Origin of the sequence: Streptomyces sp. CAI-85, assembly GCF_013363615.1 — a bacterium.
In the GTDB taxonomy this organism is placed as follows: Bacteria; Actinomycetota; Actinomycetes; order Streptomycetales; family Streptomycetaceae; genus Streptomyces; species Streptomyces antibioticus_B.
Genome location: NZ_JAANNX010000025.1, coordinates 1 through 15,425, shown reverse-complemented (window position 1 = coordinate 15,425; position 15,425 = coordinate 1). Strand labels below are relative to the sequence as shown.

The window sequence follows — 15,425 nt, the reverse complement described above, 5'->3', positions numbered from 1 at the left end:
GTCCGGATCAGTTCCTCTCGACCTTGATCGAGGACACCTTGTCGTCGAACTCACCGTCCAGGCGGGCGAGATCGGCCGTCAGGACCAGCGACCTTCCCTGAAGGCCGGGGTCGGTGAAGAGCGAGACCTTCCATCCGGCCGGGACTCGTACCGAGCTGATGATGTTGTCACCGACCTGCTGATCGGTGAGCACGGTGTAGGTTCCCGCCCCGAGCTCGGCTGCCCGTCCCTTGAAGTCGTGATGCTCGAAGACCCTGGGGACCTGCGACTCGGGAATCCCGTCCATGAAATCGCTCAACGTGAGGACGGCCCCCTCGCGGATGCGCTGTTCGAATCCGAACCCAATCTGCGACGACATGCGGCAGCACTCCTCACGTCTCGGCACCGATGAGCACGGCGGCCGGGCCCTGCCGCGTCGCGGCATCACGTGCCCGGCGCCTTGCCGTTTCGAGCGTATGAGCAGGTCAGGGCCGGTGGCGCGCACGGCTAGCCCATTGGGTGCACGGCGGCGCATCGTCGGCTCACCAGCCGGTGCGCAGGAGATGGTTGAGGAGGAGGGCGAGGACCGCCTGGGCCGTCAGCCAGGCGCGGGGGTGGGTCAGGAAGGCGCAGGACGGGAGCAGCCACAGGGCGAACGGCAGCCAGATGCGTTCCGTCTCCGCCTTGCTCATGCCCGACAGGTCGGCGGCCAGCAGCGCGGCGAGCGCGGCGGCCACCAGCAGGGCGAGCCGGATCTCGGCGCGCGGCGCGGTCCGCCGTCCGAGGAGCACGGCGCCCGTCCGCCGCAGTCCCGCCGCCGTCGCCAGGCCCGTGATCAGCACCGTGCACGCGAGATTGGCCCACACCCAGTAGCCGTAGGGCCGGATGCCGCCCGCGCCCTGGTGGTAGCGCGTGACCAGCAGCCGGTACGCCTCCCACCAGTCGAACCCGGCGAGCGTGAACGCCGCGGGGACGACCGCCAGTCCGGCGAGCAGGGCCCCGAGCAGCACCGGCCGCTCGCGGACCCCGCCCCGGCCGAGCAGCAGCACCGCCGCGCCGAGGAGCGCGAAGAGCGTGAGGCCGTAGGAGAGGTAGCAGGCGAGCCCGAACAGCAGGCCGGAGCCCGCCGCCTGGACCACCGAACGGTTCCGTGCCGGGCCGGTGACGGCCAGTGCCAGCAAGGCCACCGCCCATCCCGCGACGGCCGCGAAGTACGCGTCGGCGGAGGTGCCCAGCCATACCGCCGCCGGGGCGAGGACCAGGAAGGGCGCCGCCCGCCGCGCCCTCTCCTCACCCGCCAGCGCCCGGACCGCGACGAGCACAGCCACGCACGCGGTCGCACCGGCCACGACGCACCACATCCCGGCCCAGCCGCCCCCGCGCAGCCCGAGCCGGTCGAGCAGGACGAACGTCAGCGTGGCCGCGGGAGGATGGCCTGCGACATGGGCGGGCCAGTTGTCGGGCGAGTCGAGCAGGATGTGCCCGGTGAAGTCGCGCAGGGCGGCGGGGACGTCGTGGAAGCGGTCGACGACGCGCAGGTATTCGTGACGGGTGGTGAGCCGGCCGGCGATGCCCCGCTGCCAGCCGTCGACCAGGGCCAGGGAGACGATCCACGCCAGGGCCGTGCCGAAGGCCGCCGCGAGGAGCGCGCGCCAGGGCAGCCGGGCGGCCACCCGCGGGCCGTACGCCGCCACCGCGGCCGCCACCAGCAGGGCGGCCGGGGTGCCGGGACCGGCGTGCGGACCCCAGGAGGCCAGCAGCGGGGGCCAGTTGACGAACAGGGTGTGGTGCGCGTCCTGGAGGTGACGGCCGACCAGGACGGCCGTGACAACGAGCAGGGCGGCGGCCGCGGCGGCGCACAGATCACGTGAGAGGGGGCGGTTCACACCGGCACGCTAGGCCGACCGGCGGGCCGCGGGCCGCCGTCCGGGCCGGACGTCAGCGTTTCGTCATGGGTCGCGCGGCCCGTTCGGGGGCGGTCCCGGCCTACGGTCGGCGCATGCGAGACGATCCACGGCTCCCCACCTCCCCCGGCTTCTGGCGCAGCCCGCTGCGCGGCACCTGGTTCACCTCCCTGCTCGGCGTCGTCCTGCTCGTCGGTGTCACGGTGCTGTTCGTGACGGGCCTGCTCTCGTACGCCGCCTACAACCCCGGTCTGTCGCCGGTGAACGACAAGACACCGGACAAGGGGCTCCTCGGCTTCTACCTGTTCGCGTGGCCGACCCACCCACACTGGCTGTACCGGCTGACCCAGGGCGTCCACGTCACCCTGGGCATCACCCTGATCCCCGTACTGCTGGCCAAGCTGTGGTCGGTGGTGCCGAGGCTGTTCGCGCTGCCCCCGGCCCGCTCGCTCGCCCACGCCCTGGAGCGGATCTCCCTGCTCCTGCTGGTCGGCGGCGGCCTCTTCGAGTTCGTGACCGGCGTCCTCAACGTGCAGCTCGACTACGTCTTCCCCGGCTCCTTCTATCCGCTGCACTTCTACGGCGCCTGGGTGTTCTTCGCCGCGTTCGTCGCCCACGCCGTCCTCAAGACGCCCCTCGCCCTGCGCAATCTGCGGCGTCTGCGCGACGAACCGCACGTGGACACAGGGGACGACCTCGTGTCCCCCCGCCCCGCCGAGCCCACCGTCTCCCGACGCGGCGCCCTGTGGTTCGTCGGGGGCGGCTCCCTGCTGCTGTTCGCGACGACGGTGGGGCAGGGCTCCGACGCCCTGCGCCGCACGGCGCTCCTCGCCCCGCACGGCGGAGCCGACCCCGGCGAGGGACCGAACGCCTTCCAGATCAACAAGACCGCCGCGTACGCCGGGATCGACCCGGCCGAGACGAGCGCCGACGCCTGGCGGCTGGAGATCGTCGGACGCACCGGAACCGTCCGGCTCAGCCGCGCCCAGCTCGCCGAACTCCCGCAGCACAGCGCGGCGTTGCCCATCGCCTGCGTCGAGGGCTGGTCGACCTCCGACCAGTGGTGGCGCGGGGTGCGGCTGCGCGACCTCGCCGCGCTCGTCGGCCACGAGGACGACCCGCCGGACCTGTTCGTGGAGTCCCTCCAGCGGCACGGCGCCTTCCGGCACGCGGCCCTGCGCGCCAACCAGGTCGCCGACCCGCGTTCCCTGCTCGCCCTGTCCGTCAACGGCGAGACGCTGTCCCCCGACCACGGCCACCCGGCACGGGTCATCGTGCCCGCCGCACCCGGTGTGCTCAACACCAAGTGGGTGGCCCGGATGACCTTCGGAGACCTGTGATGCCGCGCCCGATCCCCTGGGGCAGCCCCTGGCAACTGCTGCTGCTCGCCTGCTCGTTCACGCTCGCCGCCTACGCGGGCGTACGGCTCCTCGCGGACGACTGGTTCGGCGTCGCGCTGTGGATCGTGGGCGCCGCGGTGCTGCACGACCTGGTCCTGCTGCCGCTGTACGCGGCGGCGGACCGGGCGCTCATGCGCGGCCTCGACACGGCGGGCCGCCGGGCGTGGACGATGTACGTCCGCGTCCCGGCGGCCCTGTCCGGTCTGCTGCTGCTCGTGTGGTTCCCGCTGATCGCCGGCATGGTGGACCGGCGCTACCGGTCGGCCACCGGGCTCTCCCCGGACGGCTTCCTCGCCCGCTGGCTGCTGATCACGGCGGTCCTCTTCGGCGGCTCCGCGCTGCTGCTGGCCCTGCGGCTGCGCAGCGCGAGGAAGCGCCGGCCGCCCGCCGTCCACTGACCGGCCCGCCGCCAGCCCCGCGCGTACCGCAGCAGGGCCGGCGCGCCGAGCCGGGCCCACGGGAACGGGGCGCCGCTGGTGCGACGGGCGTCGCTGATCCGGACCTGGAAGCGTTCGTCGACGTCCACCGGCGCGGTCTCGGCGATGAGCAGCCCGCCCGGGGCGAGCAGCGTCGCCGTCCGTGCGAGCAGGGCGCGCGGATCACCGCCGATGCCGATGTTGCCGTCCATGAGCAGGACGGTGTCCCAGCGGCCCTCCCCGGGCAGCGCCTCGAACACCGAGCGGCGCAGCGCCGGACCGCCGAGCCGGGCGGTGTGCTCGACGGCCGCCTCGCTGACGTCGACGCCGAGGACGGTCCGGCCCCGGACGGCGAGTTCGGCGACCAGCCGGCCGGGGCCGCAGCCCACGTCCAGCACGGCGCCCTCGCAGCGGTCCAGTACGTCCAGGTCGACCGGGTCGGGCCGGGCGCACCAGCGCTCCACCTCCAGCGGCAGCAGCCGGCCGTCGGCGCGGCGCAGGAACAGCGGGCCCCGGCCGGCGCGCAGGGCGGCGGCGTACGGATCGGCCGCCGCCCAGGCCGCGGACGGGCTGTCGTACCCGTCGGCGCACGGGACGTCGTACCGGTCGTCGTACCCGTCGGCGTCAGGGCCTTCGTACGCATCGGCGTACGGGAGCGGGGTGTGCGGCGCGTCCGGTGTGCGGGCGTCGGGCGGGGCGCTCACCGGGCGGTGCCCGCCGTGCAGTGGGCCAGCCGGGCGGCGAAGCGGCCGTGCGGGGCGAGGGCGGCGACGGCGTGCGCGTCGGCGGCCGTGTCGACGTCCCGCAGCCGGGGCAGTTCGCGCACCCGCAGCCCGGCGGCGGCCAGCCGCTCCCGCTGGACGGCCCCGGTCACCGGCGTCGACATGGGCACGCCCCGCAGCAGGCCGGGATCGGGTTCGGCCAGCCCGAGCGCCCAGAAGCCGCCGTCCTCGGCCGGCCCGAAGTACGCGTCGCAGCCGGCGAAGTCGACGCCGAGCAGCTCGGGTGTGACCTGCGGGGTGTCCATGCCGATCAGCAGCGCGGGCCCGGCGCACCGGGCGAAGGCGTCCGCGAGCCGCTCGTCGAGACCTCCCGCGCACTGCGGTACGACGTCGAAGCCGGGCGGGAGCCAGGGGCCGGGGGCGCCGTCCAGGACGAGGACCCGGCGGGCGGCCGGGGCGGCGGCCACCGCCCGCAGTGTGTCCGCGAGGGCGGCCGCCGCGAGCGACGCCGCCTCGTCCGGGGTGAACGGCGGTGTGAGCCGGGTCTTGACCCGGCCCGGCACGGGCTCCTTGGCGATGACGAGCAGTGTGGTCATCGGGCCGCCCCCTCCCGCTGCGGGGTCTCCTTCAGGACCCGGCTCATGTCCCGCACCGCCTGCCAGGTGCCGCGCCAGGTGCCGGTCACCTTCGAGGCGCCCGCCCGCGGCAGATAGGGCACGTCCCGCTCGGTGATCCGCCAGCCCGCGTCGGCGGCGCGCACCACCATCTGGAGCGGGTAGCCGCTGCGCCGGTCGGTGAGGCCGAGGGCGAGCAGCGGCTCGCGGCGGGCCGCGCGCAGCGGGCCGAGATCGTGCAGGGCGAGGCCGGTGCGGCGGCGCAGCAGCCGGGCCAGCGCGAGGTTCCCGGTCCTGGCGTGCACCGGCCAGGAGCCCCGGCCGCGCGGACGCCGGCGGCCGAGCACGAGATCGGCCGAGCCGGCCCGGATCTCGGCCACGAACGGCACCAGCAGGGTGGGGTCGAGGGAGGCGTCGCAGTCGCAGAAGCAGACGACGTCTGCGGCGGCCGCGGCCAGTCCGGCGTGGCACGCGGCACCGAAGCCGCGCCGCGGCTCGTGCACCACGGTCGCGCCGAGCTTCCGGGCGAGGTCCGCGGAGCCGTCGGTGGAACCGTTGTCCACGACGAGGGCGCGCCAGCCGGCCGGGATCCGGGCCAGGACCCAGGGAAGGGCCTCGGCCTCGTTGAGACAGGGGAGCACGACGTCGACTTCGCCCGGCGGCGATGGTGAGGTGGTCACGGCTTCACCCTACGAACGCGAAACGGACATACCGGGCTTCGGCTCCTTACGAAACGCGGACGTCGAGGCCCCTTCCCCCGCTCCCGGGCCGTGCGGCCCCGGACGCGGTGGGAGGGTGGAGGCATGCAGCAGCGAGACGAGAACACAGGGGCCGCCCGGGTCCTGGTCGTCGACGACGACCCCACCGTCGCGGAGGTCGTCGCCGGCTATCTGGACCGGGCCGGCTACACCGTCGACCGGGCCGACGACGGCCCCACGGCCCTGACCCGGGCCGCGGCGCACCGGCCGGACCTGGTCGTCCTCGACCTGATGCTGCCCGGCATGGACGGCCTGGAGGTCTGCCGCCGGATGCGCGGCCACGGCCCCGTCCCGGTGATCATGCTCACCGCGCGCGGCGACGAGGAGGACCGCGTCCTCGGCCTGGAGGTCGGCGCCGACGACTACGTCACCAAGCCGTTCAGCCCGCGCGAACTGGTCCTGCGGGTCGAGTCGGTCCTGCGCCGCGCCCGGCCCCGCCCGCACCCCGCGGCGGAGGCCCCCGCCGACGCCGGGACCCTGTCCGCCGGCGGGCTGACCGTCGACCCCGCGGCCCGGCGCGTCACCCGCGACGGCACCGAACTAGCCCTCACCCTGCGCGAGTTCGACCTGCTCGCGTTCTTCCTGCGGCACCCGGGACGGGCGTTCGGCCGTGAGGACCTCATGCGGGAGGTCTGGGGCTGGGACTTCGGCGACCTGTCGACCGTCACCGTCCATGTCCGTCGGCTGCGCGGCAAGGTCGAGGACGACCCGGCCCGGCCCCGGCTGATCCGGACGGTCTGGGGCGTCGGATACCGCTTCGAACCGGACGGGGAGTGACCGTGCGCGACACCATGCTCATCGCCCTGTACGCCTTCGCCGGGGCGGCGGCCACCGGACTGGCCGGCGCGGCCGCGCTGCGCCTGCTGCGCCGCCGCTCGCTCACCGCCTCCCTCACCGTCGTGGCGGCGGTCGGCGTGATCGCCATGCTCGCGGGCACCCTCGCCGTCGCCCGGGCAATGTTCCTGTCGCCGCACGACCTGACCGTGGTGACCACGGTGGTGGCGATGGCGGCGGTCGTCTCCCTGGCCACGGCGCTGCTGCTGGGCCGCCGGGTCGTCGCCCGCAGCCGCGAACTCGCCGTCGCCGCCCGCTCGTTCGGCGACAGCGGCGACTTCGCCGCCCCGGCGGGACCCGCCACCGCCGAACTCGACGCGCTCAGCCGGGAACTGGCGGCGACCAGCGCCAGACTCGCCGAATCCCGCGACCGCGAACGGGCGTTGGAGACGTCACGGCGCGAACTCGTCGCCTGGATCTCGCACGACCTGCGCACCCCGCTGGCCGGGCTGCGCGCCATGTCCGAGGCGCTGGAGGACGGCGTGGCCGCCGACCCCGACCGCTATCTGCGGCAGATCCGCACCGAGGTCGAGCGCCTCGACGGCATGGTCGGCGACCTCTTCGAACTCTCCCGCATCCACGCCGGCACCCTCCCGCTGACCTGCTCCCGGATCTCCCTCTACGACCTCGTCGGCGACGCCCTCGCGGGCGCGGACCCGCTCGCCCGCGAGTACGGCGTCCGGCTGGTCGGTGACCGGGTGGAGCCGGTCCCGGTGGAGGTCGACGGCAAGGAGATGAGCCGGGTCCTGGGCAACCTCCTGGTCAACGCGATCCGCCGGACGCCCGCCGACGGCACGGTGGCCATCGCCGCCGAACGTTCACCGGAGGGTGTGGTGGTGTCGGTGACCGACGGCTGCGGCGGCATCCCCGAGGAGGATCTGTCCCGGGTCTTCGACACCGGCTGGCGCGGCACCCATGCCCGGACCCCGCCGGCGGGCGCGGGCCTGGGCCTCGCCATCGTCCGAGGGATCGTCGAGGCGCACCGCGGGCGGGCCACCGTCCGCAACATCCCGGGCGGCTGCCGTTTCGAGGTGCTGCTGCCGACGGCGCCGTAACGTCCGGTCCGCGACGGGCTGTTCTCACCCCGCCGCCGCGAACTCCCGCATGCCCTCCTCGAAGCCGACCGCCGGCTTCCACCCCAGTTCGGCCCGCAGCCGTGACGAGTCGGCGGTGATGTGGCGGACGTCCCCGAGCCGGTACTCGCCGGTGACGACGGGCTCCGGTCCGCCGTGCGCCGCCGCCAGCGCCCGCGCCATCTCCCCGACGGTACGCGGCTCCCCGCTGCCGGTGTTGAACACGGTCAGCGCCCCGGCGCCCGAACCGGCCTCCAGCGCGGCCGTGTTGGCGGCCGCCACGTCGCGCACATGCACGAAGTCCCGGCGCTGCCGCCCGTCCTCGAAGACCCGAGGGGCCTCGCCCCGGGCCAGTGCGGACCGGAAGAAGGAGGCCACGCCCGCGTACGGGGTGTCGCGGGGCATCCGGGGCCCGTACACGTTGTGGTAGCGCAGCGACACCGCCGAACCGCCCGTGCAGCGCGCCCAGGCGGCGGCCAGGTGTTCCTGGGCGAGCTTGGTCGTGGCGTACACGTTGCGCGGATCGGCCGGGGCGTCCTCGCCCGCCAGACCGGGGACGAGGTCGGCCCCGCACCGCGGACACGTGGGCTCGAACCGCCCCGCGTCGAGATCGGTGACGGCGCGCGGCCCGGGCCGTACGACCCCGTGCCGCGGACACGCGTACCGCCCCTCCCCGTACACGACCATCGACCCGGCCAGCACGAGACGCCGGATGCCCGCCTCGGCCATGGCGGCCAGGAGTACGGCGGTGCCGAGGTCGTTGCGCGAGACGTACTCCGCCGCGTCGGCGACGCCGTTCCCGAGCCCGACCATCGCCGCCTGGTGACAGACGGCGTCGACGCCCGCCAGCGCCCGGGCCACGGCGACGGGGTCGCGCACATCGGCGCCGGGATCCTCCCGGACGTCGTACACCAGCGGCTCGTGACCGCCCGCCCGCAGGGCGTCGACGACATGGGACCCGATGAACCCGGCACCGCCGGTGACCAGTACACGCATACGGCCACGCTAGATCCGCGGCGACCACCGGTCCCGCGACCCGCGGGTGACGTCACCACTCGGTAAGACCCCGAAGCGCGACCCTTCGGTGCAGTACACACGTGTCCTGCCTCACTATCGCGGCCGCCGGACAACCCGTCCGGGGCTGAATTCTTCTCCCTGGGATGAAGATCCTCAAAAGGCGGACCCGCCTGCTCATCCTCCTGACCCTGGCCGTCGTCGCGGCCGTGACGGTGACCGTCGGCATGGTCATCCGGGCGAACACCATGGATACGCGCTCCCCGCGCGCGGAACGTGACCGGGCCGCGCCCGGAGCGGAGATACCGTCGGGGCAGGTGGACTGCCGGAAGGCCAAGTGCATCGCGCTCACCTTCGACGGCAACCCCGGCGAACCCACCGACCGGCTGATGGACCTGCTGAAGGAGTACAAGGCGCCGTCGACGTTCTTCCTGGAGGGCCGGCGCATCCACGAGTTCCCGGACGTGGTGCGGCGGATCGCCGAGGACGGCCACGAGATCGGCGACCACACCTGGACGCACGCCGTGCTGACCGACGTCTCCGATGCGCGGATCCGCGACGAGCTGCGCCGCACGGCACGGGCCATCGCCGGCATCACCGGCAGCGAGCCGACGCTGATGCGCCCGCCCCAGGGCCGTACCGACGACCGCGTCTCCAGGATCTCGGCAGAACTCGGGATGGCTCAGGTGCTGTGGACGGTGACCGCGAAGGACTATGAGACGGACGACAGCGCGCTGATCACCGAGCGCGTGCTCGCGGGCGCCGGTCGCGACGGGATCGTCCTGCTCCACCCGCTGCACAAGGGCACCGTGCCGGCCATGCCCGCCATCCTCAAGGCACTCGACGAACAGGGCTACACCTTCGTGACGATCTCCCAACTGCTCGCCCCGGGCGAGGCCGAGCCCGGCACGATCTACAAGTGACCGCGAGGACACCGTCGTTGTCGTCGGTTCCGGCCCGCGTCAGCCGAGGCGGTTCTTGTGGATCCGGCCGCCCTTGACGATGAGGGAGAGGTTGGCCTCCGGGTCGGCGAGCAGGGTGATGTCGGTGGTCGGGTCGCCGTCGACGACCAGGAGGTCGGCCCAGGCGCCGGGGCGGATCACGCCGAGGGGTGCCCGGCGGTACGGGTCGCGTTCCCCGCAGAGGCGGAACAGTTCGGCGTTGCCGGACGTCGCGATCCTCAGGGTCTCGACAGGGCTGAACCCGAACTGTGTCGCGAGGCGGGTGAGCGTCTCGCCCTGCTTGGGGGCGGAGGCGGGGTCGAGCAGGAAGTCGGTGCCGAACGCGAGTTTCACGCCGTGGGCACGGGCCCAGCCGAGCGTGCGGGGCACCCCGTCGCACACGAGGCGGTTCTTCGCCGTGGAGTCCGCCGAGTCGAAGGTGTGATCGCTCTCCAGCAGCGGCTGGGTGCTCAGCCACACGCCCTTGCGGGCCAGGTGCGCGATGGTCTCCTCGTCCGCGAGCTGGCCGTGTTCGATCGACTTCACGCCCGCGTCCACGGCTCGGCGGACACCGTCGGACGTGAAGACGTGCACGGACACGTACGTGCCCCAGTCGGCCGCCGCCCGGACCGCGGCGTGCAGTTCCTCCTGCGTGAACTGGAGGGTGTCCAGCGGATCGTAGGCCGAGGTGACACCGCCGCCGGCCATGAGCTTGATCTGGGTGGCGCCGTGTTTGAGCTGCTCGCGCACCGCCGTCAGGATCCGCTCCGGACCGTCGACGACGCGCATGAACGACAGCGTCTCCGCACGCGACGGAACTCCGCCGAAGAGGGTGGCGGCCTGGTGGACGTCGGAGAAGTCCCCGTGTCCGCTCGTCTGTGAGATCGCGGCCTGGCTGGGGTAGACGCGCGGCCCGGGGAACAGCCCGGCGTCGAACACCTGGCGCAGACAGGTGGTGTCCCCGCCCATGTCCCGTACGGTCGTGAAGCCACGCATCAGCATCTGCTGCGCCTCGGCCAGGGCCTTGTAGTACAGGACACCGGTGGGTGCGAACAGCATCTCCGGCATGGTGGCCCCGGCGGCGAAGAGGTGTACGTGCGCGTCGGTGAGGCCGGGCATGAGCACCCGGCCTCCGCCGTCCACCACGACCGCCCCGGGGTCGAGCCGCTCCGGCTCCTCGGTGATCAGGCCGTCCTCGACGTACACCGCCCGTACGTCGCTGAGCCGGTCGCTCACACCGTCGAAGACCCGCACGTTCCTGATGAGAACAGGAGGCTGTGCCGATGACTGGTCCATGCACCGTTTCTATCCCGCGCCCACGCTGCCCGCAGGGTGGCCTGGGCCATTGGGTTTCGACCCGGCGAGGCCCACCCCACGGGTCCGGTCAGCCGCCCTCGCGCCACCACGCAGGTGACACACTCAGGCTCCAGACCTCACCCGCCGCCCCCTGGGCGCCCTCGCCCCCGCGGACGAAGATCCGCACGCCGGACTCGGGCACCCGGTAGCGGCGGATGTCCCCCGTGGTTCCGGCCTCGTCCGGTTCGGGTTCGACCGAGCAGCCCAGCCGCACGATCGCATCGGCCAGGTCCGCCCAGCGCGTCGAGTCGGCGAAGTCGCCGTACCTGCCACGCAGGGCCGCCGGTACGCCGGCCACGGTGTCCCACCGCAGGCGGTGCACCCGCACGCTCACCCCGAAGCACGGCCAGAAGCCGTTCTCCTCCTGGAACGACAGTTCCACCAGCCCGTAGTCCCGGCGCAGCAAACCGCCGTCCTCGGTGTCGAGGAAGTCGGTGCCCAGTCCGGTCTCCCACCGGGCAGTCGGAAATTCGTTTCGAGCGCGGATCCGGCGCTTCTACTGTGGCGTGATGATGACTCAGGTGATCATTCTCAACGGTGGGTCCAGCTCAGGGAAATCGGGGATCGTCCGGTGTCTTCAGGCCGTGCTCCCGGATCCGTGGCTGGCGCTCGGGACGGACACGCTGGTCGAGGCGATGCCCGCGTCCATGCGGGCGGCGGACGGCGGGATCGAGTTCGCTCCGGACGGGGAGGTGGTCGTCGGTGCCGAGTTCCGGAGGCTGGAGGCGGCGTGGATCGCGGGGGTCGCCGCGATGGCGCGTGCGGGCGCCCGGGTCATCGTCGACGAGGTCTTTCTCGGAGGCGCGTACTCACAGCGGCGGTGGCAGGAAGCCCTGGGCGACCTGCGGGTGCTGTGGGTCGGCGTCAGGTGCGACGCGACGGTGGCCGCCGGCCGCGAGGTCGCGCGGGGCGACCGGACCGTCGGGATGGCCGCCGCCCAGGCGGAGGTGGTCCACCAGGGTGTGGCCTACGACGTACAGGTGGACACCACCCGCACGGAGGCGCTCGACTGCGCACGGGTCATCGCCGCGCGGGTCGAGTGATCGCTGCCCGGCTCTCGGCCGCCGAGCGCCGAGCCGGCGACCGTCCGCGTCGCACGAACCCCGCCCCTGTGCCACGGTGAAGGACAGCATGATCGGCACCGATATCCCCCACCCCGTCGGAAGGCTGACACCGTGGCCGGGAAGAAGAAGGCGAAGAGCAGCGCGAAGGGCCCGCTGTTCACGAAGCGGACCCAGTGGGACAGCATCTGGATGAGCGAACCGGAGGAGCACGACTTTCCGGCGGCCGCCGACTACCTGTCGCTGCTCTACGGAAAGAAGCCGGTGCGGGAGACGGTGCGTCGCCTCCGGGACGAGAAGACCCGCCTCAGGAAGGCGAAGGACATCATGCGGGCTTCGGGCGTCGATCTGCTCCCGGCCGACAACCTGCACGTCAGGAAGAACATCGAGAAGGTCATGCGCGGCAAGAAACTCTCCCCCGTGTTGCTCGTCCGCCGTCCCGAAGGACTGATCATCGCCGACGGCTACCACCGGGTCTGCGCCGCCTACCACCTGACGGAGGACCTCACGGTCCCCTGCCGCCTGGCCTGAACGGCATGGAGAAGACCTCCCCGGACGCCGGCCCCTCGGCGTCCCCGCCCGCTGCCAAGCTGACGCTCTTCACGCTCACCGCGATGGTCGTCGGCTCGATGGTCGGCGCGGGCGTGTTCTCGCTGCCCCGGCGGTTCGCCGCCGAGACGGGTGTCGCCGGTGCCCTGATCGCCTGGCTGGTGGCGGGCACCGGCATGCTGATGCTCGCCTTCGTGTTCCAGCGCCTCGCGCTGCGCAGACCCGACCTGGACGCGGGCGTCTACGCGTACGCCAAGGCGGGCTTCGGCGAGTACCTGGGCTTCTTCTCCGCGTTCGGGTACTGGGCCAGCGCCTGCGTCGGCAATGTGACGTACTGGGTGCTGATCATGTCGACCATCGGGGCGATCGCCCCGGCGCTCGGTGACGGCGACACGCTCCTCGCGGTGGCGCTGTCCTCCGTCGGCCTGTGGGCGTTCTTCTTGCTCATCCGGCGTGGCGTCAAGGAGGCCGCGGCGATCAACCAGATCGTCACGGTGGCCAAGGTCGTGCCGATCCTGGTCTTCGTGCTGCTGGCCCTGTTCTGCCTCGACCCCCAGGTGTTCGCGGACAACTGGGGCGGCGCCGACTACGCGGGCTCCCTGTTCGACCAGGTGCGCGGCACCATGCTGGCCACCGTCTTCGTCTTCCTCGGGGTCGAGGGGGCGAGCGTCTACTCCCGGCATGCCAAGAAGCGCTCAGACGTGGGGCGGGCGACGATCCTGGGCTTCGTCAGCGTGTTCTGCGTCTTCGCGTCGGTCACGATCGTGTCCTACGGCATCCTGCCGATGGCCGAGATCGCCGAACTGCGCCAGCCGTCGATGGCGGGGGTCCTGGAGGAGGCCGTCGGGACATGGGGCAAGGTCTTCGTCAGCGTCGGGCTGATCGTCTCCGTGCTCGGCGCCTATCTGGCGTGGACCCTGATGGCCGCCGAGGTGCTGTTCGTCGCCGCGAAGGACGAGGACATGCCGCGCTTCCTGAGCCGCTCCACCGCCGAGGACGTACCCGTCCCCGCGCTGCTGATGACCACGGCCCTCTCCCAGATCGTCCTGGTCATCACGATGTTCTCGGACAACGCGTTCAACTTCGCCCTCGACCTGACGAGCGCGCTCACGCTGATCCCGTTCCTGCTGGCCGCCGCCTTCGCCCTGAAGATCGCGGTACGCCCGGACGGCAGGACCGTCGGCGGCGGCACGGGGTTCTCCGGCGATCTCGTCGTCGCCGTGCTCGCCACCGTGTACACGGCCTTCCTGCTGTACGCGGCGGGCCTGAAGTTCGTGCTGGTCTCGTTCATCTTCTACGCCCCGGCCACGGTCCTGTTCGTGATGGCGCGGCGCGAACAGGGGCGCCGTCCGTTCTCCCCGCGCGAACTGATCATCCTCGCCGTCTCCGTCGTCGGCGCCGTGATCGGCGTCGTCGCCCTGGCCGTCGGCTGGATCAGCCTCTGACTCCCCTGGGAGGGCCCCGTGACCGACACCCCCGCCGTGACCGACACCCCCGTCTCCGCTTCGTACGGCGTCCATTCCGAGGTGGGCCGGCTGCGCAAGGTCCTGGTCTGCGCGCCGGGCCTCGCACACCGCAGGCTCACACCGACCAACTCCGACGACCTGCTCTTCGACGACGTCATGTGGGTGGAGAACGCCCAGCGCGACCACGCCGACTTCGTCGGCAAGCTGCGGCAGCGGGGCGTCGAGGTCGTCGAACTGCACGACCTGCTCGCCCGCACCATGGAGATCCCCGACGCGAAGTCCTGGCTCCTGGAACGCAAGATCGTCGCGAACCAGGTCGGCCTTGGCCTCGTCGACGACACCCGCGCCTTCCTGGAGTCCCTGGACGCGCGGCAGCTCGCCGAGTTCCTCATCGGCGGCCTGGCCACGGCCGACCTCCCCGACGACTACCGGTCGGACTACGTCGGCCTGGCGCGCGAATCGACAGGTGTGCGCGAGTACTTGATGCCGCCGCTGCCCAACACGCTCTACACCCGCGACACCACCTGCTGGCTGTACGGCGGACTCACGCTCAACCCCCTGTACTGGCCCGCACGGCACGACGAGACGCTGCTGATGAAGGCGATCTACACCTTCCACCCGGACTTCGCCGGCTCCGCGGTGTGGTGGGGAGACCCCGAACAGGACTGGGGACAGGCGACGTTCGAGGGCGGTGACATCATGCCCGTCGGGAACGGCGTGGTCCTGATGGGCATGAGCGAGCGCACCTCACGTCAGGCCATCACCCAGGTCGCGAGCGCGCTCTTCGCGAACGGCGCCGCCGAACGCGTCATCGTCGCCGGCCTGCCGAGGCTGCGCTCCGCGATGCACCTCGACACCGTGTTCACCTTCGCCGACCGTGACATCGTCACCCTCTACCCGAAGATCATGGACTCGGTGCACACGTTCACGCTGCGGCCGGGCGACAAGGCCCCGGGGCTGCACATCACCGACGAGGGCGGTACGCCTTTCGTCGACGTCGTGGCGAAGGCGCTCGGCCTGCCCGGCCTGCGGGTCATCGAGACCGGCGGGGACGTCTACGCGTCCGAGCGCCAGCAGTGGGACAGCGGCAACAATGCCGTCGCCCTCGAACCCGGCGTCGTCTTCACCTACGACCGCAACACGCAGACCAACACGCTGCTGCGCGAGGCGGGGGTCGAGGTCATCACGATCGTGGGGGCCGAGCTGGGCCGGGGACGCGGCGGCGGTCACTGCATGACCTGCCCCATCGTGCGCGACCCGATCACCTTCTGACTTCGCGGCTCAGTACCAGCCGTGGGTCTGCCAGAAGTTCCAGGCGGCGACGGGGCTGCCGTAGCG

At 72.7% G+C, this 15,425-nt stretch carries 16 protein-coding genes; 8 read left to right on the top strand and 8 right to left on the bottom strand.

What is annotated here, in order from left to right:
- Positions 1 to 7 precede the first annotated feature (7 nt).
- Together G6W55_RS23900 and G6W55_RS23895 are read right to left on the bottom strand one after the other, a co-directional pair.
- Positions 8 to 358: a hypothetical protein gene (locus G6W55_RS23900; protein ID WP_175522891.1), complete on the bottom strand. Its 351-nt coding sequence runs from the start codon at positions 356 to 358 to the stop codon at positions 8 to 10.
- A gap of 163 nt (positions 359 to 521) precedes the next feature.
- A complete protein-coding gene (locus tag G6W55_RS23895; RefSeq protein WP_175522890.1) occupies positions 522 to 1,865 on the bottom strand; it encodes a hypothetical protein in 1,344 nt (447 codons plus the stop codon).
- Between the two features lie 113 nt (positions 1,866 to 1,978).
- Here G6W55_RS23895 and G6W55_RS23890 point away from each other — a divergent pair, with 113 nt between their 5' ends.
- Positions 1,979 to 3,223 (top strand): molybdopterin-dependent oxidoreductase, encoded by a 1,245-nt coding sequence (locus tag G6W55_RS23890; RefSeq protein ID WP_175522889.1) that lies wholly within the window; start codon positions 1,979 to 1,981, stop codon positions 3,221 to 3,223.
- A gap of 313 nt (positions 3,224 to 3,536) precedes the next feature.
- Here G6W55_RS23890 and G6W55_RS23885 read toward each other — a convergent pair whose 3' ends face one another.
- Genes G6W55_RS23885 through G6W55_RS23875 form a run of 3 tightly spaced genes read right to left on the bottom strand, consistent with a single transcriptional unit; the run spans position 3,537 to position 5,715 of the window.
- Positions 3,537 to 4,403 (bottom strand): class I SAM-dependent methyltransferase, encoded by an 867-nt coding sequence (locus G6W55_RS23885; RefSeq protein WP_175522888.1) that lies wholly within the window; start codon positions 4,401 to 4,403, stop codon positions 3,537 to 3,539.
- A complete protein-coding gene (locus G6W55_RS23880) occupies positions 4,400 to 5,017 on the bottom strand; it encodes a DUF2064 domain-containing protein (protein ID WP_175522887.1) in 618 nt (205 codons plus the stop codon). Before G6W55_RS23880 ends, G6W55_RS23885 begins: the two co-directional genes overlap by 4 nt.
- Complete coding sequence (locus G6W55_RS23875; RefSeq protein ID WP_175522886.1) at positions 5,014 to 5,715, bottom strand: glycosyltransferase family 2 protein; 702 nt, start codon at positions 5,713 to 5,715, stop codon at positions 5,014 to 5,016. The genes G6W55_RS23880 and G6W55_RS23875 overlap by 4 nt, the downstream gene beginning before the upstream one ends.
- A gap of 123 nt (positions 5,716 to 5,838) precedes the next feature.
- Here G6W55_RS23875 and G6W55_RS23870 point away from each other — a divergent pair, with 123 nt between their 5' ends.
- Complete coding sequence (locus G6W55_RS23870; protein WP_175522885.1) at positions 5,839 to 6,570, top strand: response regulator transcription factor; 732 nt, start codon at positions 5,839 to 5,841, stop codon at positions 6,568 to 6,570.
- A gap of 2 nt (positions 6,571 to 6,572) precedes the next feature.
- Positions 6,573 to 7,682 (top strand): sensor histidine kinase KdpD, encoded by a 1,110-nt coding sequence (locus G6W55_RS23865; RefSeq protein WP_175522884.1) that lies wholly within the window; start codon positions 6,573 to 6,575, stop codon positions 7,680 to 7,682.
- A 24-nt stretch (positions 7,683 to 7,706) separates the two neighbouring features.
- On the opposite strand, the gene G6W55_RS23860 is transcribed toward G6W55_RS23865, so the two are convergent.
- On the bottom strand, positions 7,707 to 8,696 hold the full coding sequence (locus tag G6W55_RS23860; protein ID WP_175522883.1) for an NAD(P)-dependent oxidoreductase: 990 nt from the start codon (positions 8,694 to 8,696) through the stop codon (positions 7,707 to 7,709).
- Between the two features lie 164 nt (positions 8,697 to 8,860).
- On the opposite strand from G6W55_RS23860, the gene G6W55_RS23855 reads away from it, so the two are divergent.
- Positions 8,861 to 9,637, top strand: coding sequence for a polysaccharide deacetylase family protein (locus G6W55_RS23855; RefSeq protein WP_175522882.1), 777 nt, complete (start codon positions 8,861 to 8,863; stop codon positions 9,635 to 9,637).
- A gap of 39 nt (positions 9,638 to 9,676) precedes the next feature.
- On the opposite strand, the gene G6W55_RS23850 is transcribed toward G6W55_RS23855, so the two are convergent.
- Positions 9,677 to 10,951 (bottom strand): amidohydrolase family protein, encoded by a 1,275-nt coding sequence (locus tag G6W55_RS23850; RefSeq protein ID WP_175522881.1) that lies wholly within the window; start codon positions 10,949 to 10,951, stop codon positions 9,677 to 9,679.
- An 88-nt stretch (positions 10,952 to 11,039) separates the two neighbouring features.
- Complete coding sequence (locus tag G6W55_RS23845) at positions 11,040 to 11,417, bottom strand: hypothetical protein (protein ID WP_175522880.1); 378 nt, start codon at positions 11,415 to 11,417, stop codon at positions 11,040 to 11,042.
- A 103-nt stretch (positions 11,418 to 11,520) separates the two neighbouring features.
- On the opposite strand from G6W55_RS23845, the gene cpt reads away from it, so the two are divergent.
- The 4 genes from cpt to G6W55_RS23825 all read left to right on the top strand — a co-directional run bounded on the left by cpt (position 11,521) and on the right by G6W55_RS23825 (position 15,359).
- Positions 11,521 to 12,054 carry a chloramphenicol phosphotransferase CPT gene (gene cpt, locus G6W55_RS23840; protein WP_175522879.1) on the top strand — a complete coding sequence of 178 codons (534 nt, stop codon included), beginning with the start codon at positions 11,521 to 11,523 and terminating at the stop codon, positions 12,052 to 12,054.
- Positions 12,055 to 12,186: 132 nt separating this feature from the next.
- The gene (locus tag G6W55_RS23835; protein ID WP_217687285.1) at positions 12,187 to 12,603 is read left to right on the top strand and encodes a hypothetical protein; all 417 of its coding nucleotides are present in this window, start codon (positions 12,187 to 12,189) and stop codon (positions 12,601 to 12,603) included.
- A gap of 5 nt (positions 12,604 to 12,608) precedes the next feature.
- A complete protein-coding gene (locus G6W55_RS23830; RefSeq protein WP_175522878.1) occupies positions 12,609 to 14,066 on the top strand; it encodes a basic amino acid/polyamine antiporter in 1,458 nt (485 codons plus the stop codon).
- A gap of 18 nt (positions 14,067 to 14,084) precedes the next feature.
- Positions 14,085 to 15,359 carry an arginine deiminase gene (locus G6W55_RS23825; RefSeq protein ID WP_375372465.1) on the top strand — a complete coding sequence of 425 codons (1,275 nt, stop codon included), beginning with the start codon at positions 14,085 to 14,087 and terminating at the stop codon, positions 15,357 to 15,359.
- Positions 15,360 to 15,425: the final 66 nt, after the last annotated feature.